Origin of the sequence: Flavobacterium tructae (assembly GCF_002217475.1) — a bacterium.
GTDB lineage: Bacteria > Bacteroidota > Bacteroidia > Flavobacteriales > Flavobacteriaceae > Flavobacterium > Flavobacterium tructae.
Genome location: NZ_MUHH01000017.1, coordinates 641308 through 662815 on the forward strand (window position 1 = coordinate 641308; position 21508 = coordinate 662815).

Annotated in this window: 25 protein-coding genes; 12 read left to right on the top strand and 13 right to left on the bottom strand. The window is 35.3% G+C overall.

Annotation, left to right across the window (positions count from 1 at the left end):
• Window positions 1-71: 71 nt before the first annotated feature.
• Window positions 72-1388, bottom strand: coding sequence for an adenosylhomocysteinase (ahcY, locus tag B0A80_RS07655; RefSeq protein ID WP_089076913.1), 1317 nt, complete (start codon window positions 1386-1388; stop codon window positions 72-74).
• 318 nt (window positions 1389-1706) lie between these two features.
• On the opposite strand from ahcY, the gene B0A80_RS07660 reads away from it, so the two are divergent.
• On the top strand, window positions 1707-2357 hold the full coding sequence (locus tag B0A80_RS07660) for a 4'-phosphopantetheinyl transferase family protein (RefSeq protein ID WP_089076914.1): 651 nt from the start codon (window positions 1707-1709) through the stop codon (window positions 2355-2357).
• Between the two features lie 90 nt (window positions 2358-2447).
• Here B0A80_RS07660 and B0A80_RS07665 read toward each other — a convergent pair whose 3' ends face one another.
• The 3 genes from B0A80_RS07665 to B0A80_RS07675 all read right to left on the bottom strand — a co-directional run bounded on the left by B0A80_RS07665 (window position 2448) and on the right by B0A80_RS07675 (window position 3817).
• Window positions 2448-2855, bottom strand: coding sequence for a group III truncated hemoglobin (locus B0A80_RS07665; RefSeq protein ID WP_070905813.1), 408 nt, complete (start codon window positions 2853-2855; stop codon window positions 2448-2450).
• A complete protein-coding gene (locus tag B0A80_RS07670) occupies window positions 2852-3139 on the bottom strand; it encodes a hypothetical protein (protein ID WP_017497977.1) in 288 nt (95 codons plus the stop codon). The genes B0A80_RS07665 and B0A80_RS07670 overlap by 4 nt, the downstream gene beginning before the upstream one ends.
• A gap of 81 nt (window positions 3140-3220) precedes the next feature.
• Entirely contained in the window at window positions 3221-3817 is a 597-nt protein-coding gene (locus B0A80_RS07675; RefSeq protein ID WP_089076915.1) for a Crp/Fnr family transcriptional regulator, read from the bottom strand.
• Window positions 3818-3898: 81 nt separating this feature from the next.
• On the opposite strand from B0A80_RS07675, the gene B0A80_RS07680 reads away from it, so the two are divergent.
• From B0A80_RS07680 to B0A80_RS07700, 5 genes are all read left to right on the top strand, one after another.
• A complete protein-coding gene (locus B0A80_RS07680; RefSeq protein WP_089076916.1) occupies window positions 3899-4627 on the top strand; it encodes a phosphoglycerol geranylgeranyltransferase in 729 nt (242 codons plus the stop codon).
• A 33-nt stretch (window positions 4628-4660) separates the two neighbouring features.
• Complete coding sequence (gene pnuC, locus B0A80_RS07685; RefSeq protein ID WP_017497974.1) at window positions 4661-5284, top strand: nicotinamide riboside transporter PnuC; 624 nt, start codon at window positions 4661-4663, stop codon at window positions 5282-5284.
• Window positions 5245-7359: a DUF4301 family protein gene (locus B0A80_RS07690; RefSeq protein WP_089076917.1), complete on the top strand. Its 2115-nt coding sequence runs from the start codon at window positions 5245-5247 to the stop codon at window positions 7357-7359. Before pnuC ends, B0A80_RS07690 begins: the two co-directional genes overlap by 40 nt.
• The gene (arfB, locus tag B0A80_RS07695) at window positions 7359-7763 is read left to right on the top strand and encodes an alternative ribosome rescue aminoacyl-tRNA hydrolase ArfB (protein ID WP_070905809.1); all 405 of its coding nucleotides are present in this window, start codon (window positions 7359-7361) and stop codon (window positions 7761-7763) included. Before B0A80_RS07690 ends, arfB begins: the two co-directional genes overlap by 1 nt.
• A 281-nt stretch (window positions 7764-8044) precedes the next feature.
• Window positions 8045-10234: a TonB-dependent receptor gene (locus B0A80_RS07700; protein WP_089076918.1), complete on the top strand. Its 2190-nt coding sequence runs from the start codon at window positions 8045-8047 to the stop codon at window positions 10232-10234.
• A gap of 62 nt (window positions 10235-10296) precedes the next feature.
• Here the strand turns inward: B0A80_RS07700 and B0A80_RS07705 are convergent, their stop codons facing one another.
• The gene (locus B0A80_RS07705) at window positions 10297-10710 is read right to left on the bottom strand and encodes a Rieske (2Fe-2S) protein (protein ID WP_017497970.1); all 414 of its coding nucleotides are present in this window, start codon (window positions 10708-10710) and stop codon (window positions 10297-10299) included.
• A 156-nt stretch (window positions 10711-10866) separates the two neighbouring features.
• Here B0A80_RS07705 and greA point away from each other — a divergent pair, with 156 nt between their 5' ends.
• Both greA and B0A80_RS07715 read left to right on the top strand, forming a co-directional pair.
• Window positions 10867-11343, top strand: a complete 477-nt coding sequence (gene greA / locus B0A80_RS07710) for a transcription elongation factor GreA (RefSeq protein WP_017497969.1) — start codon at window positions 10867-10869, stop codon at window positions 11341-11343.
• 57 nt (window positions 11344-11400) lie between these two features.
• Window positions 11401-11790: an HIT family protein gene (locus B0A80_RS07715; protein WP_017497968.1), complete on the top strand. Its 390-nt coding sequence runs from the start codon at window positions 11401-11403 to the stop codon at window positions 11788-11790.
• Between the two features lie 265 nt (window positions 11791-12055).
• Here the strand turns inward: B0A80_RS07715 and B0A80_RS07720 are convergent, their stop codons facing one another.
• Window positions 12056-13207 carry a sensor histidine kinase gene (locus tag B0A80_RS07720; protein ID WP_070905806.1) on the bottom strand — a complete coding sequence of 384 codons (1152 nt, stop codon included), beginning with the start codon at window positions 13205-13207 and terminating at the stop codon, window positions 12056-12058.
• Between the two features lie 160 nt (window positions 13208-13367).
• Here B0A80_RS07720 and B0A80_RS07725 point away from each other — a divergent pair, with 160 nt between their 5' ends.
• From B0A80_RS07725 to B0A80_RS07740, 4 genes are all read left to right on the top strand, one after another.
• On the top strand, window positions 13368-14243 hold the full coding sequence (locus tag B0A80_RS07725; protein WP_070905805.1) for a flavin reductase family protein: 876 nt from the start codon (window positions 13368-13370) through the stop codon (window positions 14241-14243).
• 31 nt (window positions 14244-14274) lie between these two features.
• On the top strand, window positions 14275-14646 hold the full coding sequence (locus B0A80_RS07730) for a DUF3127 domain-containing protein (RefSeq protein ID WP_089076919.1): 372 nt from the start codon (window positions 14275-14277) through the stop codon (window positions 14644-14646).
• A 172-nt stretch (window positions 14647-14818) separates the two neighbouring features.
• Window positions 14819-15457 (top strand): leucyl/phenylalanyl-tRNA--protein transferase, encoded by a 639-nt coding sequence (aat, locus tag B0A80_RS07735; RefSeq protein ID WP_089076920.1) that lies wholly within the window; start codon window positions 14819-14821, stop codon window positions 15455-15457.
• Between the two features lies 1 nt (window position 15458).
• Window positions 15459-16253 carry an MOSC domain-containing protein gene (locus B0A80_RS07740; RefSeq protein ID WP_089076921.1) on the top strand — a complete coding sequence of 265 codons (795 nt, stop codon included), beginning with the start codon at window positions 15459-15461 and terminating at the stop codon, window positions 16251-16253.
• Here the strand turns inward: B0A80_RS07740 and B0A80_RS07745 are convergent.
• From B0A80_RS07745 to B0A80_RS07775, 7 genes are all read right to left on the bottom strand, one after another.
• Window positions 16250-16960: a HesA/MoeB/ThiF family protein gene (locus B0A80_RS07745; RefSeq protein ID WP_017497962.1), complete on the bottom strand. Its 711-nt coding sequence runs from the start codon at window positions 16958-16960 to the stop codon at window positions 16250-16252. The two genes, B0A80_RS07740 and B0A80_RS07745, sit on opposite strands and share 4 nt — an antisense overlap.
• A gap of 76 nt (window positions 16961-17036) precedes the next feature.
• Window positions 17037-18179 carry a 2-iminoacetate synthase ThiH gene (gene thiH, locus B0A80_RS07750; RefSeq protein ID WP_070905803.1) on the bottom strand — a complete coding sequence of 381 codons (1143 nt, stop codon included), beginning with the start codon at window positions 18177-18179 and terminating at the stop codon, window positions 17037-17039.
• A 39-nt stretch (window positions 18180-18218) separates the two neighbouring features.
• The gene (locus B0A80_RS07755; RefSeq protein ID WP_017497960.1) at window positions 18219-18596 is read right to left on the bottom strand and encodes a GxxExxY protein; all 378 of its coding nucleotides are present in this window, start codon (window positions 18594-18596) and stop codon (window positions 18219-18221) included.
• 147 nt (window positions 18597-18743) lie between these two features.
• A complete protein-coding gene (locus B0A80_RS07760; RefSeq protein ID WP_089076922.1) occupies window positions 18744-19520 on the bottom strand; it encodes a thiazole synthase in 777 nt (258 codons plus the stop codon).
• Entirely contained in the window at window positions 19501-20139 is a 639-nt protein-coding gene (locus tag B0A80_RS07765) for a thiamine phosphate synthase (protein WP_089076923.1), read from the bottom strand. Before B0A80_RS07765 ends, B0A80_RS07760 begins: the two co-directional genes overlap by 20 nt.
• Complete coding sequence (locus B0A80_RS07770; protein ID WP_089076924.1) at window positions 20129-20884, bottom strand: hydroxymethylpyrimidine/phosphomethylpyrimidine kinase; 756 nt, start codon at window positions 20882-20884, stop codon at window positions 20129-20131. The genes B0A80_RS07765 and B0A80_RS07770 overlap by 11 nt, the downstream gene beginning before the upstream one ends.
• Entirely contained in the window at window positions 20851-21441 is a 591-nt protein-coding gene (locus B0A80_RS07775) for a thiamine phosphate synthase (RefSeq protein WP_089076925.1), read from the bottom strand. The genes B0A80_RS07770 and B0A80_RS07775 overlap by 34 nt, the downstream gene beginning before the upstream one ends.
• Window positions 21442-21508 lie beyond the last annotated feature (67 nt).

The window sequence follows — 21508 nt, forward strand, 5'->3', positions numbered from 1 at the left end:
TTAAAAACCTGTCGGATTTGAAAGATATAATTGAAGGAATCTAAAATCAGAAATCTTCAATCTAAAATTATTTAGTATCTGTAGTATTCTGGTTTGAATGGACCTTGAACTTCAACACCAATGTAAGCAGCTTGGTCTTCGCGAAGAACTTCCAATTCAACTCCTAATTTAGCTAAGTGTAGGGCCGCAACTTTTTCATCTAAATGTTTTGGTAACATATAAACATCATTTTTGTAAGCAGCACTGTTGTTCCATAATTCGATTTGAGCCAAAGTTTGGTTGGTGAATGAGTTACTCATTACAAAACTTGGGTGACCTGTAGCACAGCCTAGGTTTACTAAACGACCTTCAGCCAAAATGATGATGTCTTTTCCGGCGATAGTATATTTGTCAACTTGTGGTTTGATTTCGATTTTAGAAGCACCGTGGTTTTTGTTCAACCAAGCCATATCGATTTCGTTATCGAAGTGTCCGATGTTACAAACAACAGTTTTGTCTTTCATTTGCTCGAAGTGCTCTCCAAGAACGATATCTTTATTTCCTGTAGTCGTAATGATGATATCAGCATTAGCAATTACAGTGTTTAATTTTTTAACTTCATAACCGTCCATTGCAGCTTGTAAAGCACAAATTGGATCAATTTCAGTAACAGTTACAATAGATCCTGCACCTCTGAAAGAAGCAGCAGTTCCTTTTCCAACATCACCATATCCACAAACTACAACTCTTTTTCCAGCCAACATTAAGTCAGTTGCACGACGAACAGCATCAACAGCAGATTCTTTACAACCGTATTTGTTATCAAATTTAGATTTAGTAACAGAGTCGTTAATGTTAATTGCAGGCATTGGTAAAGTTCCGGCTTTTACTCTTTCGTAAAGTCTGTGAACACCAGTAGTAGTTTCTTCAGATAAACCTTTAATTCCAGGAACCAATTCAGGGAAACGGTCAATAACCATGTTTGTTAAATCTCCACCATCATCAAGGATCATGTTCAATGGTTTTCTGTCTTCACCAAAGAATAAAGTTTGCTCAATACACCAGTCAAATGATTGCTCATCAAGACCTTTCCAGGCATAAACCTGAATTCCTGCAGCAGCAATAGCAGCAGCAGCCTGATCCTGAGTGGAGAAAATGTTACAAGAAGACCAGGTAACTTCAGCACCAAGAGCAATTAAAGTTTCGATCAAAACAGCAGTTTGAATCGTCATGTGCAAACATCCAGCAATACGAGCACCTTTTAAAGGTTGTTCGTCTTTATATTCAGCACGAAGCGCCATTAAACCTGGCATTTCAGCTTCAGCCAATTCAATTTCTTTTCTTCCCCAAGCCGCTAGAGAGATGTCTTTTACTTTGAAAGCCACAAAAGGCGTAGTTGTAGTACTCATTTATAGTATATTTGTAATTGTAAAATTTTTGCAAATTTACGGAATAGGTTTTTAATTTAGACTACTTTCTGTCAGAATTGTGAAATGTTTAATTTCTTAATCTTTAGAATATTAGTTGATTACTATCGCTGTTATATGGAGCGTAGTTAAAATAAGAAGCTAATCCTGCTGTCCACTATATCTTTTGCAGCGAACCCCGCTGCAAAAGGATGCCGTTCCCATCAGGGCTAAAAGACGAGACGTTAAAATAAGAAATTTCGTTCTCAAATCAGAAAAACAACTCATAGCTAACAACTCATAACTCATAATTAAAAAAGAATGCCTTTATTTGAAACCATACAATTCAACGAAACGACTAAAATCTTAGTTTGGCACATAACAGAATCATTTGAAGAGTTAGTGAGCAATGTAGTTTTAAAAGAGAAAACACAGTTGAGGCTGAACGGGATGAAATCTGTAATGCATCAACGCGCCTTTTTGAGCGTTCGTATGCTGATTCAGGAAATGGGTTTTACAGATCAGGACTTGCACTACGACGAATTTGGGAAGCCCTATTTCAATTGTGAAAATCATATCTCCATCACACATTCACATGATTTTGCAGCGATTATAATTAGTGATAAAACAGTAGGAATCGACATGGAGCTGCAACGCGACAAAATCCTTCGAATAGCCGACAAATTTGTAGAGACCGAAAACAGTTATTTAAACACTCAAAATACTCCCGATTACATCAGGGAACTGACAGTAATTTGGGGAGCCAAAGAAGCTATTTTTAAAATCAGAAACGAAAAAGGAATCAGTTTTAAAGATCATATTAGTGTAGATGCATTTTCGTTAGATAAAAATCAGACCGAAGCCAGTCTTCATTTTAATGATCTCGCAGTAAATTTTGACGTGTACTATAAAGAAATTAAATCGAATACTTCAGGGCAGAACTTTACTCTGGTTTATGCTTTTGATAAATAAAGTTTAAATAAAATTCCAATAAAGAAATTCCAAATTCCAAGGTTTGATTTTGTCATTTCGCTCGAGTCTCGTAATCACAAAAAAAGCAATTTATTCAGCACTAGGTTCTGCTGTTTTCTTTCGATTTTCAAACATACTCAGAAACAAAAAAGTTCCCATTTTACGGGCACGTCGTTTTAACGTTTCGGCATTTTCGCCTTCAAAATGTTCTTCTAAAGTCTGAAACCAGTGATTCAGCCAGATTCCAAACTCATTAGAGGTGATTCTTCCTTCAAAATGCGAATCGACTTCATTGTGCACAGCAAGCGGATTACCATTATATTTTCTTACGGCAAATAAGTTAGTTTCCCAAAAATCGGTAAGCTTCTCTAAATGCGCATCCCAATCTTTAATCATAGAATTGAAATAAAAGCCGATTTCATTATCGGCTCTTATCTTAGCATAAAACTGATGGACTAAAAATTCGACATCTTCTCGATTCTCTATTTGTTTTTTCATAGAATAAAACTGTTTAACAGAATAAAAAATACACTTAAAAGGGCACTTGCAATAATAAGGTTAAAAACCGTTTTATGTTTCATTTGTGCCAATATAGAAGTATTTGCAAAAACACAAGCCAAAACAATAATGGCAAGTTGTATCATTTGTGGTATTGAGGTTCCGTTAGCCAGAACGTACATGGCCGCAGCACCACCTAAGCAGCTTTGACCAATTACTGCCATTGCAGCAGAACCCATATAGTTTTTATTGAAATTTTCGAATGTTGTTTGATATAGTGTCATGATATTGAGATTTTTATACTACAAAGGTACAGGCACTATAGGGTTGCATTTTATGATTTAAATCATATAAACTGAACTATTTTATCGGTATACTTTTCTGTTTATAATTTTTAAAACACCTTTTTTCTCCAGAGTTTTTATCGTTCTGATGACCGTTTCAACGCGTAAACCTGTTAGGTCTCCAATCTGTTGTCTTGTAAAATTGATGAGGTAGCCATTTGTGTCTTTTTTAAAATTGAAATAGACAATTCCATGATCGATTAATTTTAAAATCCGATGCTCCGGCTCCTGAGTAGACATTTCTGCCGCCATAACCGATTTATAGTACAGTCGCTGCGCCAGATTTTCGATTATTTTAAGACTGATGTCCGGATTCTCCCCCAGCAGTTTCATGAAACTATTTCTGTCAAGAAGAAGAATTTCCGAATCTTCAACAGCAATGGCATTTGCCGGATATTTTTGATTTAAAAATAAAGGAGGTTCTCCAAAAGGCTGTTCCTTGTAAAAAATACCCTGAATAAATTCACGTCCGTCATCGTTATAATTACTCATTTTCACTTCTCCGGAAACAATCTGATAATAGTATGCTGGCAAATTGTTTTCTTTAAAAATGATTTCATTTTTAGCGAAAGACTTTCTCAAAGCACCATATTTCTCCAACAGATCAATTGCAATCATAATTTTGTTTAACTATAACACAAATATAATTCATTCAAAATAGTTCTTCTACATCAAAAAACTTTTACTTTTACGCCCACTATGAGACAAAAATTACTCAGTATACGGCAGGAAATTTTAGAGGCTAAAAGTAATGGGCAAAAATTACTGGCCATATTATTAGATCCGGATAAAATTGTTTGGGAAAATTTAGATCATTTATTGCTTAAAATAAATCAATCTCCTGCCACACATATTTTTGTAGGAGGAAGTATTGTGCAGGCAACAATTTTAGAAGATTTAATATCAAAATTAAAACAAGAAACCAATTTACCCGTTGTTATATTTCCGGGTGATCCTTCGCAGATTTCACCTCAGGCAGACGCGATTTTGTTCTTATCTTTATTATCAGGCCGAAATCCCGATTATTTAATAGAGTATCAGGTTCAGGCAGCTCCAATTTTAAAAAAGACAAATTTGGAAGTTATTTCGACAGGTTATATTCTGATTGAAAGCGGCAATGAAACTGCCGTAGCCCGTGTAAGTAAAACAAAACCAATGGAAAGGGATAACTTTGATCTGGTGCTGGCAACAGCGCAGGCAGGAGAAATGTTAGGGAACCAATTGATTTATCTGGAGGCGGGAAGCGGTGCAAAAAAAGCAGTTCCGTTAGAGATGATACAGCTAATTGCTCAAAATGTTGAGATTCCTATAATTGTTGGTGGAGGAATTGTAGATTTGCATGGAATTCAAAAGGCTTATAATGCCGGTGCTGATTTAGTAGTTATCGGAACTGCTTTTGAAAACGACAGCCATTTTTTTGAATCATAAATAAAAATCCAACTCAAACAAACCTGCTCAATTATGATTGATTTTTTTCTGGACAGTTATAAAAATACTCCGTTATGGCATATTGCCCTGGAGTTTTTAGTTTTTATCTGTGGGATTTTGAGTGTGTGGTTTGCAAAAAAAGAAAATATCTGGGTGTATCCAACCGGTTTGATTGCCACCGTTATTTCGGTTTATCTGTTATATGTCGCGGGTTATATCGGAGATATGATCATCAATGGATATTTTTCGATTATGAGTATATATGGATGGTATGTATGGGCCAAAGGAGGAACGGTTGAAGACAATTTGCCTATAACACGAACAAATGCCAATGAAAAAATAATTGGAATAGTATTATTTTTTATAACTGTTTTTGTAGTTTTCGGTATCTATAAATACTTTGATTATGAAATTAGAAACGACAATTATGTCGATATGATTTCATCTGGAATATTTTTTGCAGGAATGTGGTACATGGCGAAGAAAAAGATCGAGAACTGGACGCTTTGGATCATTGGTGATATTATTGTGGTGCCCCTTTACGCTTATCGTGGTTTAGGGATGTTGTCACTTCAGTATTTAATTTTTACAATTTTGGCTATTTCAGCTTATTTAGAATGGAGAAAAATCTTAGACAGCAAAAAACAGCTATCATAAAAATTGCTTTATTTGGTCCTGAAAGTACAGGAAAAACGACCTTGGCAAAACAGCTTTCGGAATATTATGAAACCGAATGGGTTCCTGAATTTGCACGTGATTATTTGCAGGAGAAATGGGAAGAGAACCAGCACATTTGCGTAGCTGAAGATATGCTGCCTATTGCCTATGGACAAGTAGCTTTAGAAAATCAAAAGCTCAGTTTGTCTAAAAAATACCTTTTTTGCGATACCAACTTAATGGTGACAAAGGTTTTCTCTGAAATGTACTATGGTTTTTGTGATCCGCTTTTAAATGAGGCGGCATTAGAGCACGAATACGATTTGTTTTTCCTGACAGACATTGATGTCCCATGGGAAAAAGACGACATCAGGGATACTCCTAAAGGTCGTGAAACAGTATTTTCAGTTTTCAAACAGACTCTTATTGATACTAAAAAACCTTTTATTACCCTTTCCGGAGATAAAGAAAGTCGTTTGACTAAAGCGATAGCGATCATAGAGCAATTAGCTGTCGCAAAACAGCACGGTATTTCATCTGAAGATTTTGTTCAGATATACGAACATGGAATTTCTTTTGAAAAGATTTTACAGCAGCTGCAAATTTTTAAAAACGGAATAAACAAATCTAATTTGGTTAGTCCGGCTACAATTTCCAGTGGTATATTAAGTTTGTCAGAAGCAGAATTTGAAGAGAAAGCAGCCTTTTTTGATCTTCAAAAATCAGAAATCAAATTGAAAAAGTTTGTTCCGGCTTCGGGTGCAGCCAGCAGAATGTTTAAATTTTTAAGCGCTTTTCTGAACGATTTTGACATTCAAAAAGAAACTATCAACGCTTATATCAATCGTAAAAATGACAAAGAGCTATCTATTTTTATAGTGGCTATGGAGAAGTTTGCGTTTTTTAAAGCGGTTGATAAAAAGTTAAAAGAAATCTATCCGGATTTTGAAGCGCTTGACCGTGATCATAAAAATTATTATTTTATAAAAACATTGTTGTCTGTTGATCACTTTGATTTTGCAAATAAGCCAAAGGCAGTTTTACCTTTTCATCAATATAAAAGACATATTGCAAATCCAATTGAAGAACATTTAAACGAATGTGTCCACTATGCTTCTTCGAATCAGATTTCGAATTTGCATTTTACCGTTTCAGAAGCCCATCAAAGTTTGTTTGAGAATCAGATTAAGGTTCTTAAAGAAAAAATAGAGAAAGATTCAGGAGTTAAAATAGATATCTCCTATTCCTATCAAAATAAAAGTACCGATTCGATTTGTGTAGATGCTAAAAATAGCCCAATTCGGGATAAGAATAATAAATTAGTTTTTAGACCCGGAGGACATGGTGCGCTAATTGAGAATTTAAATGAACTTGATGCGGATGTTATTTTTGTCAAAAACATTGACAATGTAATTCAAAATCATTTGGATCAGATTGCATTATATAAAAAAGCATTAGCAGGGACTTTAATTAAAATACAGCAAAAAGTTTTTGGTTATTTAAATGCAATTGAAAAAGGGGAGATACAAGAGAAAGATCTTGAAGAGATTGTTATCTTTTTATCAAAAAAACTTAATGTTGAGTTGAATAGTGACTATAGTAAGTTTACTTTCGAAAATAAAATCAGTAAGATAAAAAGCTTATTAGACAGGCCAATTCGTGTTTGCGGAATGGTGAAAAATGAAGGAGAGCCCGGCGGTGGTCCATTTTGGGTAACGAGTCCTAAAGGATCAGTTTCGTTGCAGATTGTAGAGGCTTCGCAAATAGATCTTACAAATAAAAGACAACAGGAAATCCTGGCTTCGGCAACTCATTTTAATCCTGTTGATTTAGTTTGCGGAATCAAAAATTACAAAAATGAGAAGTTTGATTTATTGCAATTTGTAGATCAAAAGACTGGTTTTATTGTCGAAAAAAGTGTGGATGGCAAATTAGTAAAGAGTTACGAACTTCCGGGACTCTGGAACGGAGCAATGGCCAATTGGCTTACTATTTTTGTGGCAGTACCATTAATTACCTTTAATCCGGTGAAAACAGTAAACGATTTATTAAAAGCTGCACATCAGCCACAATAATGGATATCGAAAAAATCATATCAGAATTAAGTTTTAAAGCCGTACGAAGCAGTGGTGCGGGCGGACAAAATGTAAACAAAGTGTCATCAAAAGTGGTGTTGACTTTTGATTTGAATGTGTCTCAGGCACTTTCTGAAGAAGAAAAACTGCTTTTGCAAAAGAATATCGGAGCGCGTTTAACCACAGAAAACATTCTGATTTTAAATTGCGATGAAGACAGAAGTCAGCTTAAAAACAAAGATATTGTCATAAAACGATTCTTAGAAGTAATTAAAAAAGGATTGCATGTTCCTAAAGTTCGTAAAGCAACTAAGATTCCGAAATCGGTAATTAAAAAGCGTATCAAGGATAAAAAGAGCATTTCGGAAATAAAACAATCCAGAAAGAAACCTAATTTGGATTAAATACCAACTCTTTAAATTTCAAATTCCAATTAGAGTGTTTAGATTTCGATGTCAAAAATTGGAATTTGGAATTTGAAAATTGGATTTTTTAACATTACATTTGCATCGTCTCAAAGGGGTGCTCTAAATAACGAGCTGAGATCATACCCAAAGAACCTGAGCGAGTAATGTTGCTAAGGGAAAAACGACAAATTTTAGCGTGCACACTATACTTTGTCGTGAAACTTTTATTAATTTAACAAAAAGAATAATTCCCCCTTTTATTCGTAAATTTTTTACGGATGAAAACTTTTTTTTTAAGTACTAAGGTACTAAGTCACAAAGGTTCTAAGATTCAAAAGTCGAGCAGAACCAAATCTATTTTCTTACTTCTTTTTTCTATTTTCTTTTCTCAATTTTCTTTCGCGCAAGAACAGGATTCTACGAAAGTTAATAAATTGGATGATGTTTTAGTTTCGGCAGTTCGTGTTACTGCTAAAACTCCGGTAAGTTTTAGTAATCTTGATAAAAAGGATATTAAATTTAGAAATCTGGGACAGGATATTCCAATTTTAATGAACTATTTGCCATCAGTGGTAACTACTTCTGATGCAGGAGGAGGTATAGGATACACCGGGATCAGGGTGCGTGGTAGTGATGCTACAAGAGTAAACGTGACCATTAACGGAATTCCATATAATGATGCTGAAAGTCAGGGAACCTTTTGGGTAAATATGCCCGATTTTGCTTCTTCTGTTGAGAGTTTACAATTGCAGAGAGGTGTTGGAACCTCTACTAATGGTTCCTCTGCTTTTGGCGCGAGTTTGAATATGCTGACTGATAATTATGCTACGAAAGCAACGGGAGAAATTTCAAGTTCTTACGGAAGCTTCAATTCAAATAAAAATACCGTAAAATTCAGTACAGGCTTACTGAACGATCATTTTGAGCTGGCAGGGCGTTTGTCTACCATTAAATCAGATGGATATGTAGATCGTGCAAGTTCTGATTTAAAATCGTATTTTCTTCAGGGAACTTATATTGGTAAAACAACTTTAATTAAGGCGCTGGTTTTTGGTGGAACCGAAAGAACATACCAGTCCTGGAACGGAATTGATGCTGAAAAACTAAATTCAGATCGTACTTATAATTCAGCCGGAAAATATAAAGATGAAGCAGGAAATGTTCATTTTTACGATAATGAAACCGATAATTACAAACAAAACCATTATCAATTGCATTGGAGTGAATCAATTTCTGATAAATGGAGCAGCAACTTAGCTCTTCATTACACTAAAGGGCAAGGATACTACGAAAACTTCAAATATAACGAGCCAGTTAAAGGGTATGGGCCGATTCAGCCTACTAAAATGGTAGAAAATGACCTTGGGGAATTAGTTCCGGGAACTGATTTAATTCGTCAGAAATGGTTAGACAACGATTTTTACGGTACCACTTTTTCTGTAAAATATAAAGAAGAGAAATTAGACGTAATCGTAGGTGGTGGCTGGAATAAATATGAGGGAGCTCATTTTGGTAAAGTAATCTGGGCCAGAAATTCTTCTCAGGCGCTGCCGGGAGATCATTACTATGATGATTTTTCAACCAAAACAGATGGAAATATCTTCGCGAAAGCCAATTATCAGTTAACAGAAAAACTTAGTTTTTATGGCGATTTGCAATATAGAAATGTAACGTACAAAGCCAACGGAAAAGATACAGGATTGGTTGATGACAGTTTTAATTTCTTTAATCCGAAAGCAGGTTTAAATTACGCAATCAATTCAAAAAACACTCTTTATTTTTCATATGCAAGAGCCAATCGCGAGCCTAACAGAACCGATTATGAAGGTGGAAATGTAAAACCTGAAAAACTAAATGATTTTGAACTGGGCTGGAGATTCAATTCAGATAAATTTCAGTTGAATTCGAATGTTTATTACATGGCTTACAAAGATCAGTTGATTTTGACTGGAAGATTGGACGATGTTGGAGCTCCAATTCGTGCTAACACGGAGAAAAGCTACCGCTTAGGTTTAGAAGTTGATGCTACAATACAACTTTCTGAAAAGTTTATCCTTAGACCGAATTTCACTTTAAGCAGTAATAAAAATATTGATTTAGCTGTTGAAGGCACACATTACGGAACAACCGATATAGCTTATTCACCATCAGTTATTGCAGGAAATATTATTGTATATAGTCCGATCCAAAATCTGCACATTTCGTTATTGCAAAAGTTTGTGGGAGAACAATACATGAACAATATTGAATTACCGGCAGCGAAATTGGCAGACTATTTCGTAAACGATTTGAATGTGTCTTATGAAATCAAGCCAAAATCAGTATTCAAATCAATTTTGATTACTGGTCTGGTGAATAATTTTCTGGATAAAAAATATGTTTCAAACGGAGCAATGTGGGATGTTTATCCTTACTACTATCCTCAGGCAGGAATTAATTTCTTAGCCGGATTGACATTGAAATTCTAAAAAAGTAAGAAATCAAACGTAAAATGTAAAAAGCCTGAAAAGTTATTTTTTCAGGCTTTTTTTTAATTGTAAACGTGAATTATCGTTCCGGTAAATTCTACGCGATATTGTTTTAATGGATAATCTTTACCTCCCAATCCCGTAAATAAACTATAGGCTGTTTTATCGCACGAACAAACTGCATTTATGCCGTCAATTGTCATGGCGGTGCAGGAAGTTATGGGCTGATTTGGACAGGCGGCATCAAACGCATTGTAACCACTTCCGGTATTAAAAATGATAATTCCTTTTGCTCCGTAATTTGGAATAATCACGCCATTACTTACAAATTTAAGATTGGAATAAGCAGGCAGATTAGTATCAATAGACAGGTTAACTGCATAACTAGGAATGTAAGGGTTTTTGTCGCGTCTACTATTTTCACTACAGGAGAAAAGTACAGAAACAAAGAGGATTAAGTACCAGAATTTTTTCATTATTTTAATAAGAATTAGTGAAACAAAAATAAATTATTTACATTTGAATTCTATATGATTAACATATAATTATGTACTATTAAAAATAATAGTATATTTGTAATTAAGAAATCCCGTCCCGATGGGATTTTTTGTATTTATATAAACGACGAAGTTATGAGTAAAGTATCTTATTATACAGCAGAAGGATTAAAAAAATTAAAAGATGAGTTGGAGCATTTAAAAAGTGTAATGCGTCCAAAGGCATCTCAAGATATAGCAGAAGCAAGAGATAAAGGAGATTTGTCTGAAAATGCGGAGTATGATGCAGCAAAAGAAGCGCAAGGTTTATTAGAAATGAGAATTGCTAAACTGGAAGAAGTGTATTCTAATGCAAGATTAATTGACGAATCACAATTAGATGTTTCGAAGGCATTGGTTCTTTCTAATGTGAAAATTAAGAATCAAAGCAATGGAATGGAAATGAAATATACACTTGTTGCTGAAAGTGAAGCAGATTTAAAAACAGGAAAAATCTCTGTAACGTCTCCTATCGGAAAAGGATTACTGGGGAAATCGGTTGGAGAAGTAGCTGAAATTACGGTTCCAAATGGAGTTTTGAAATTTGAAATTCTTGAAATCACCAGAGACTAATTTTTTGTGTTTAATCGTTAAATCGGTTAGACGATTCACCCAATAAACAAAGAAATAATGCCATCAATATTTACCAAAATAGTAAACGGAGAAATTCCTGCTTATAAAATTGCTGAGGATGATAATTATCTGGCTTTTTTAGATGTAAACCCAAATGCAAAAGGACATACACTTTGTATTCCAAAACAAGAAATCGACAAGATTTTTGATATGGAAGAGGAGTTGTATTTAGGATTAATGAAGTTTTCTAAGAAAATTGCAGCAGCACTGGAAAAAACGGTTCCTTGCAAAAGAGTTGGAGTGGCAGTTGTTGGTCTTGAAGTGCCTCACGCACACGTACATTTGATTCCGTTAAACGAAATGGATGAAATGCGTTTTCAAAATAAAGTTTCACTTTCTAAAGAAGAATTTGAGGTTTTGGCCAAAGATATTCAGGCTAATTTATAAACAAACAAAACAAACTGTCCAACTGAGCCAAGTCGAAACGCAAGACTGAGCGAAGCTGAAATGTCAGACTGAGCGAAGCCGAAGTCTCTCATTTCAGGCATAAAAAAATCTCGATTCCGCTCGATTTGACAGTCGAAATAAAAAAGATAAAGTGTAGTAAAGTAATTTGCTGCACTTTTTTATTTAACGAAATCCGATGAATCTATAAAACACCACGTCAGACTGAGCGAAGTCGAAATGTCAGACTGAGCGAAGTCGAAGTCTTTTACTGCACTTTTTTGTTTAATGAGATCTGAAAAGTAGTTCCTTTTCCAATTTCAGATTGTAGAACTTTTATCTTTCCGCCATGATATTCTTCAACGATCCTTTTGGTTAAAGAAAGTCCAAGTCCCCAGCCGCGTTTTTTGGTTGTAAAACCGGGTTCGAAAATAGTTTTGAACTGCTTTTTAGAAATTCCCGTTCCGGAGTCTTTTACATTAATTTTTACATGATGTGCATCTTCTTCAATTTGAAGGTCCAGAGTTCCTTTTCCTTTCATCGCATCAATAGCATTCTTTACTAAATTTTCAATAGTCCAGCTGTGCAGCGTTGGATTTATCATTGCCTGTATGCTTTGTTGAGGTGCCCGATAAGAGAAAGTAACCTGTTTCGAAAAACGGGATTGTAAATATTGGTAAGTATTCAAAGTTTCGGTAACAATATCTCTTTCCTCTAAAACAGGGACCGACCCAATTTTAGAAAAACGGTCTGTGATAGTCTGTAAACGTTCAATATCTTTTTCAATTTCAAAAGTTATAGACGAATCGATGTCTTCTGTTTTTAAAATCTCTACCCAGCCAATTAAGGAAGATAAAGGTGTTCCGATTTGATGCGCCGTTTCTTTTGCCATTCCTGCCCAGAGTTTATTTTGGGTAGCCATTTTAGTACTTCTGTAAAAATTATAAATCAAAGCCCCAAACAAAAAGATAATCAGCAATAAGGCGATGGGATAATATTTCAGTTTATTAATCAATGCCGAATTCCCATAGTACAGTTCCTGATGTTTTCCGGGCGCATATTCAATAACGATGGGCTCATTCTCATTTTTCAGATTTTTGAGATAAGATAAGGTACTTTCGTTATTTTGCAGGACTTCTTCCGGAACATTCACAGAACTAATCACCTTGTCATACATAGTAAGCATAACAGGAACTGAAGTGTTGTTGTTGATGATTTCAAGCGGTAAATCTAAATCCGTATTTTCATCTGCATTGACCAGTGTCTTTTGTGCATTGGCCCAAAGATTCATCTTTAAGCGTTCTTCATTTTTAAAGATTTGGAAAAAAGTATAAGTGTTCCAGAGAATCAGGGAAATGATTAAAAAGGAAATGGTAATAATGATCCAACGGGTTGTATTTCTTCTCTCGGAAAAAGACATAACTATTTTTTTGTGGTATAAATATAACGAAATATACACATTTAATATTTTGCGTAACGATAAAGATTTTTTTGTTTTAAAGTCTGAAACTATTTCTTTGGATTAAACGATTTTTCTATTTTTGTAGCTACGGAAATGAGATTCCTTTAAAAAGAAAAATATGATTAGTATTGATCCAAAAGAAATACCAACGGCCAAATTGCAAGGCTATTTACAAAGTGCTGTGGGACCTAGGCCAATTGCATTTGCGAGTACAATTAGTGCTAAGGGAATACCCAATTTGTCCCCTTTTAGTTTCTTTAATGTGTTCAGTGCCAATCCGCCAATTTTGGTTTTTTCACCAGCACGACGTGTACGCGACAATACCATAAAACATACTTTAATTAACGCTGAAGAAACCCGTGAAGTAGTTATAAATGTTGTGAATTATGATTTGGTACAACAAACATCATTAGCCAGTACCGAATATGGAGATGGCGTAAATGAATTTATAAAGGCCGGATTGACACAAGTCCCGTCCGATTTTGTAAAGCCTTATCGTGTAAAAGAGTCTCCGGTACAGTTTGAATGTAAAGTCACTCAGATTATTCCGTTGGGAGATCAGGGAGGTGCAGGAAATCTGATTCTTTGTGAAGTGGTTAAGCTTCATATAAGCGAAGCTATTTTAGATGAAAACGGAGCCATTGATCAGCATAAAATAGATTTGGTTTCAAGATTGGGCAGTAATTGGTATTCCAGATCGAATCAGGGGCTTTTTGAAGTGCCTAAACCCTTGACAACTCTTGGGGTAGGAGTAGATGTAATTCCTGATTTTATTAAAGAAAGTCCTGTTTTTGATGGGAATGATCTTGGGAAATTAGGGAACATTGAAGCCTTGCCTACCACAGAAGAAGTTAGTATATTTGTGAAAGAAAATTTTTCGGTAAAAGGAGTTTTAAGCTCAGACGATCTCGAAAAAGTACATTTGGAAGCCAAAAAATATCTCAATAAAGATGATATTTCATCAGCCTGGAAAGTACTTTTAGCAAAGCAATAAGAATAGAAACAATAATTAATATAGAAAGAAGATGGAAGTTACAGGTAAAGTAAAAGTGGTGAACCCAGAGCAACAAGTTAGTGCTGCATTCAAAAAAAGAGAGTTGGTTGTTACCACAGATGAGCAATATCCACAGCATATTTTGATCGAATTTACGCAAGATAAATGCGATTTATTAAGTAGCTACAAACAAGGTGAGGCAGTAAAAGTTTCTATCAATTTAAGAGGAAGAGAATGGGTTAATCCACAAGGAGAAACCAGATATTTCAATAGTATTCAAGGTTGGAGAATCGAAAGACTGGCACCGGAAGGTCCTGGACAAACGCCTCCAATGCCAGCTTCAGAAGCTTTTGCACCTGCAACTAATTTAAACGAAGACGAACCGGACGATTTACCGTTCTAAGAAAGTTTAAACTTCAAAAAAATAATTCCAAATTCCAATTCATAAAATGTGTAATTGGGATTTGGAATTTGTTTTTGTATGGAAATTTAGTGCAGTAGTTTGTCAACTCTGAAAAAGGAAAGGTTGAAATACAATCTTGGAATTTGGAATTTTATAATTGATTTTTTTTTAAATGTATTACGTATTTAACGATTTGTTCTTTCCACCCGTTTCAGAAGCCGATGAAGAAGGAATTCTTGCCATTGGCGGAGACTTAGATCCGGAAAGACTGAAATTGGCTTATCAAAGCGGGATTTTTCCTTGGTTTAATGAAGGAGAGCCTATTCTTTGGTGGTCGCCGGATCCCAGAATGGTTTTGTTTTTAGAGGAATTGATTGTGTCAAAAAGCATGCGTAATGTTTTGAATAGGAAACAATTCACGGTTACTTTTAATAAAAATTTTAGAGAGGTGATTTCGAATTGTCAAAAAATAAAACGGGAAGGACAAGAGGGAACCTGGATTTCAAACGAAATGATTGATGCCTATTGTAAACTTAATGAGCAGGGAATCGCGAAATCTGTTGAGGTTTGGCAGGACGAGAATCTGGTTGGAGGTTTGTATGGGATCGATTTGGGCCATGTTTTTTGTGGTGAAAGTATGTTTTCGAAAGTAACGAATGCATCAAAAGTAGCTTTCATAGCTTTGGTAAATTATTTAAAAGAAGGGAACTACCAACTCCTGGATTGTCAGGTTTATAATTCGCATTTAGAGAGTTTAGGCTGTCGTGAAATTGATCGAGAAGCGTTTATATCTATTTTAAAAAAGGAATAAAATGAGTGCAGTTTATATTGTAAAAGAACTTTATATCTATCCTGTAAAAAGTCTGGCAGGAGTAAGCTGTCAAAGCGCCTATGCAGAAGAAATGGGGTTTGAAAACGACCGCAGATGGATGCTTGTTGATGCTGAAAACAAGATGCTGACACAAAGAGAATATCCTCTCATGAGTCAGTTTTATCCTCAGATTTCGAAAGGTAAAATCAGCATTACTTTTAAAGACCAAAAGCATGATTTTTTAATCGAAGAACATTTGGGTCAGTCCATTGCTGTTAAAGTGTGGGAGGATGACAGTGATGTCGTTGAGGTCAATAAAAGCACTTCGATCTGGTTTAGCGAACATTTGGGTTTCGAATGTAAACTGGTTAAAATTATTAGAAACGGAGATCGCAAACACGAAAGTTCAAAGCTAAAAGAAACCTTTAATGTAAGTTTGGCCGATGGTTATCCGTATTTAATGATCGGAACCGAAAGTTTGGATTATCTAAATGAAAAACTAGAAGAAAAAATTACCATTTTGCGCTTCCGTCCTAATATTGTAATCAGCAGCCAAAAGGCTCACGAAGAAGATGATTTTGTTACTTTTAAAATTGGAGAAGTTCGATTTAGAAATATAAAACCCTGCGGAAGATGTATTATGGTGAATAATGATCCGCAAAAAGGCATTGTAAAAAAAGAACCTTTGAAGACTTTAAGTAAATATCGTAATGTAAATAATTCTGTTTTATTCGGAACTAATATTGTAAGTCTGAATTCGGGACTTATCAGTGTTGGAGACGCGATTGTTTTTTAAAAGTTAAGTTTCATAAAGTTCCAGTTTATCGTATTAAAAAGTACTAACTCATTGTTTAAAGTTGGTAATTCCAGAATTATTTTGAGCGTTTCATGCGCCATCATCGTACCAATAATTCCGGGCAATGTTCCTAAAACACCATTGAGATTGCAATTCGGAACATCTTTCGGATCCGGCATCTCGGGAAATAAATCGCGTAAATTTTTACTGCCCTTATGGTTAAAAACGGCAATTTGTCCTTCAAACTTTAAGATACTACCGTAGACCAAAGTTTTTTGCAGCGCCACACAGGTATCGTTAACCAAATAGCGTGTTGTAAAATTATCCGAACCATCAACCACAATATCGTATTGCGTAATAACCTGTCGGGCATTTTCCGGAGTTAATTTTTCGACTATGGCTTCGACTTTTATTAATGGATTAAGTTCAGAAACAACTTCTTTTGCAACAACAGCTTTAAGTTTACCAAGTTCTTTTTCGGTATATAAAATTTGTCTGTGCAGATTGTGAATTTCGATAGTGTCAAAATCCATAATGCCAATGTAACCGACTCCCGCTGTGGCGATATATTGTAAAATGGGACACCCTAAACCTCCGGCACCAATTACTAAAACTCTCGCCTTTTTGAGTTTCTCCTGACCTTCGTCACCTATTTCGGGAAGAATGGTTTGTCTGTTGTAACGTAAAAATTCCTGTATGATACTCATTGTAATTTAAGTCTTAAAGTTAGAAAGTCAAAAGTCAAAAGTCAAAAGTCGAAAGTTAGAATTGAAGTAAAAGGATTTACTTTAAGACTTTAAGACTTTCCTCTTTATGACTATATATTTTATCCCAGTCTTTCCAGACAGGTTCATAGCCTGAATTCGTTATAATTTGTGCAATTTCTTTGGCAGAACGTTCGTCGCTGATTTCGAATTGCTCCAGAGATTGCGGATCAACAACATAACCACCGGGATTGGTTTTAGAGCCCGCACTCATACTGGTCACACCGATAGGGATAATATTGTTTCTGAATTTCTCATTCTCACGTGTCGAGATTGAAATTTCCAAATCCTCATTCCATAAGCGATAGGCACAAATGAGTTGTGTCAGATCTTTATCGTCCATAATAAAATTTGGTTCAATAATGCCTTCTGCCGGGCGGAGTCTCGGAAAGGAAACAGAATATTTAGTCTGCCAATATTTTTTTTGAAGATAATCCAGATGTAACGCATTAAAAAAGCTGTCGGTTCGCCAGTCTTCCAGCCCCAGTAAAACCCCCAATCCCATTTTATGAATTCCGGCTGTACCAATACGATCGGGAGTTTCCAATCTGTAATCGAAATTAGATTTTTTTCCTTTCGTATGATATTTTTTATATACTTCCTGATGGTAGGTCTCCTGATATACCAAAACGGAATAAACACCAGCCTGATGCAAACGTTCATAATCTTCGGTTGAAAGCGGCTGGACTTCCACAGAAATAATGGAGAATTCTTTTCGTATTAAAGCAATTGCATTTAGGAAGTAATTAATGTTTACGGTATAATTCGCTTCACCGGTCACCAATAAAACATGGTCAAAACCAATCTCTTTTAAAGCTTCTACTTCAATTTTTATCTCAGCATCAGAAAGGGTTTTTCGTTTGATTTTATTGTCTAAACTAAATCCGCAATACGTGCAGATATTTTGACATTCGTTGCTGAGATATAAAGGAGCATACATTTGTATGGTTTTGCCAAAACGTTTTTTGGTAATTTCATGGCATTTTTGTGCCATTTGCTCCAGATAATTTTGTGCAACAGGAGAAATCAAAGCTAAAAAATCATCAAGATTTAGTTTGGCTTTAAACAAAGAGTGTTCTACATCTTTTGATGTGGTTTGATATATTTTAGATTGAATAGTATTCCAATCATAATTCTCAAAAACCGATTTGAATGTTTTCATTGGATTGTGTTTTGTTTCACGCAGATTTTTGTGGATAGGTTAGATTTTGTTTACGACTCGATGTATGTTATCTAGGATATTTATACAATTAAAGTTGACCAATAGTCCCAGCTTTTTATCTGTTAATTTTAAATAAGTATTTAATTGTTTAAAGTGAATGGATTTTAATTCATCAACAGATTTTAATTCAACAATTACTTTGTTTTCAACCAATAAATCCAATCGAAAAGTGATATCTAATTCTACATTATCATATTTAACGGGTAGATTAATTTGTTTGATAGTATTTAGTCCATCCTTATTTAATTGATAATATAAAGCACTTTCGTAAACTGATTCCAACAATCCCGGACCTAGAGTGTTATATACTGTAAAAATAGCTCCTCGAACTCGATATGAAATTTCATTTTCCGACATAATAGTAGTTTTAGATCAAATTTAATGAAATTTCCTACTTTTTATAAAGTATTTTCTCGCAGATTTGGCAGATTGAGCAGATTTATCTGAATTAAAATGGGACAAAAACAATCTGCTTAATCTGCCAAATCTGCGAGAGATTAAAAACTACTCATATAAAAAAGAGGTCAAAGGACTCGAAGCCACAGCATAATTCTGTTGAGGAGCAATTTTAGCTTCAAAGGCTTTTCGGCCTGCAATGACAGCCTCTTTAAAGGCTTCTGCCATTAGTTTTGGATTTCCTGCAATCGCAATTGCAGTATTAACCAAAACAGCATCTGCACCCATTTCCATTGCTTTTGCAGCATCAGACGGAGACCCAATTCCGGCATCGACGATTACAGGAACATTACTTTGTTCGATAATAATCTCTAAAAAATCAATCGTTTTTAAACCCTTATTACTTCCAATCGGGGAACCTAGGGGCATAACAGCGGTTGTTCCGGCACTCTCAAGATGTTTGCATAAAACGGGGTCGGCATGGATGTACGGCAGGATGAGAAAACCAAGTTTAGCGAGCTCCTCTGTCGCTTTTAAAGTTTCTATCGGATCAGGCATCAGATATTTCGGATCCGGATGAATTTCAAGTTTCAGCCAATTCGTTTCTAATGCTTCTCTCGCTAATTGTGCAGCGAAAACGGCCTCTTTGGCGTTTCGTGCTCCCGATGTATTGGGTAATAAATGAATGTTTGGATGATTTAAGTGCGTCAAAATAGCATCAGTTTCGGTTTCGAGATCGATACGTTTTAGTGCTACAGTGACCAACTCACTTTCTGATGCCAAAATAGCATTCTCCATTTCCAGATTCGAACCAAATTTTCCTGTTCCTAAAAATAGACGGGAGGTTAAGGTTTTATCTCCTATGTTAAACAATGACGTTTGCATATAATTTTTCGTTTAATTGTTGAATGAGTTTTTCTTTTTGATTACTTTCTGTAAGCATTCCGGAGATCGCAATTCCATGAATCCCGGTTTCCATTAAAGGAGCGACATCGTTCAGAGTGATTCCTCCGATGGCATAAATAGGAATCTCCAGTTTATTGCGTTTTAACTCTTGAATAATTCTAAAATAACCTGACAATCCCAGAATTGGACTTAGTTTTTCTTTGGTTGTTGTAAAACGAAAGGGACCCAGACCAATATAGTCGCAGCCGTTTTTGATATGATTTTCAATGTCTTCATAAGTGTTGGCTGTTGCTCCTATGATTTTGGTATTTCCAAGTATTGCCCTTGCTTCGTCAATTTTCATGTCCGATAGTCCGAGATGAACTCCGTCTGCGGCGATTTGCTGAGCGAGATATAGGTTGTCGTTTACAATAAAATTAGCGAGATACTCTTCACATAAAAATTTTACTGCTTCTGCCAGAGTAAAAGTGTCTTTTTCAGTTTGATTTTTAAAACGGAGCTGCACCCAATCGCATCCGGCATCTAAAGCCTCATGGATATTATACAGCTGTTCTTCTATTGTTTTTCCCTGCGAGATATATTGCAATTTATGATACATAATGATGTCCGATTAAGGTTGGAGTGGAATTCAGGTATTTTTCTATGTAGGTTTTCGCATTCCTGCAAGCTTCTTTCAAAGATTGATTCCGTGCAAGATTTGCGGCGATTGCGGCTGATAATACACAGCCTGAGCCGTGTTTGGCAAAGCATTTTTTATCAGAGGGCAGAAGATTGATGATTTCGTCTTTCAGGAACAAACGATCGGTTCCGGTTGCCGAAGGATGATGCCCGCCTTTTAATAAAATGTTTGTCGGGATTTTATTCTGAGACTCAAGTTGGTTGGCGATAAAACCCGGAAACAATATTTCAATTTCGTTATAATTAGGCGTAATTAAATCAATTTTTGACAACGTATGATTTAATTCCAAACGATCTTCAATACTCATAAATTCAAATTGGGTAGACGATTTTAAAACCGGGTCCCAGACAATTAAAGTGTTTGGGGCTATTCGTTTTATGGTCGAAAGAATGTGGTTCAGATAATTCAAAGAAGGAACAATTCCAATTTTGACGGTACTGATCTTATAACGTTCAAAAAAGGTTTCAATAGAACGAATCACAAAACTCAAATCAGTCCATTGAATTTCAATAAATTGATCTTCCGTTTGAATGGTATTGGCGGTTAAAATGCCAAATCCAGTAACGTGGTGTTGTTCAAATGTTTTGACATCCGCTAAAACACCAGCGCCACCCGAAGGATCAAAACCTGCTATTGAAAGTGCGATTGGACGATTTGCTGACATAATTTGAATTGTTTTATAGGGTTTTCATTTTTCCAAATACTTCCTAGAAGAGCGACATCATCAAAGCCATTTTCGAGCGTTTTTTGGATGTTTTTAGCATCAATTCCTCCTAAAGCGATAACTTTAGTTTTATGATTTGTTCTTGAGTTTAAAGCTTCAAAAAGATTCGTTTCCGGATGATAATCTTCTTTGGAAATACTTTTAAATACAGGACTTAAGAAAGCATAGTTGAATGCAGATGATAAGGAATTGAAATCTTCAATTGAATGGGTTGCTGTCGAAAATGCCTTTTGATCCGAGTCAATTGAAAAATTATTTTTCCTTTCCCTTTCTGAAAAATGAATCTTAGTAATTCCAAAGTCTTCCGCCAAAACGTGATGACTGTGTAAGACTAAATGGCTTCGATATTCAGGTTTTATCTGCTGAATGAATCGAGCCATTTCATTTTCAGAAAAATCAGGCTTCCGAATATGAAGTAAAGCCAATCCTTCTTCAAATAGAGTATGAACGATATGTGTTTCATTTTTAATTGGGGAAGGATTGGTAATTACGATCATATATTTTCTTCTTTGTTCTATATTCTTTGTTCTATATTCTTTGTTCTATATTCTTTGTTCTATATTC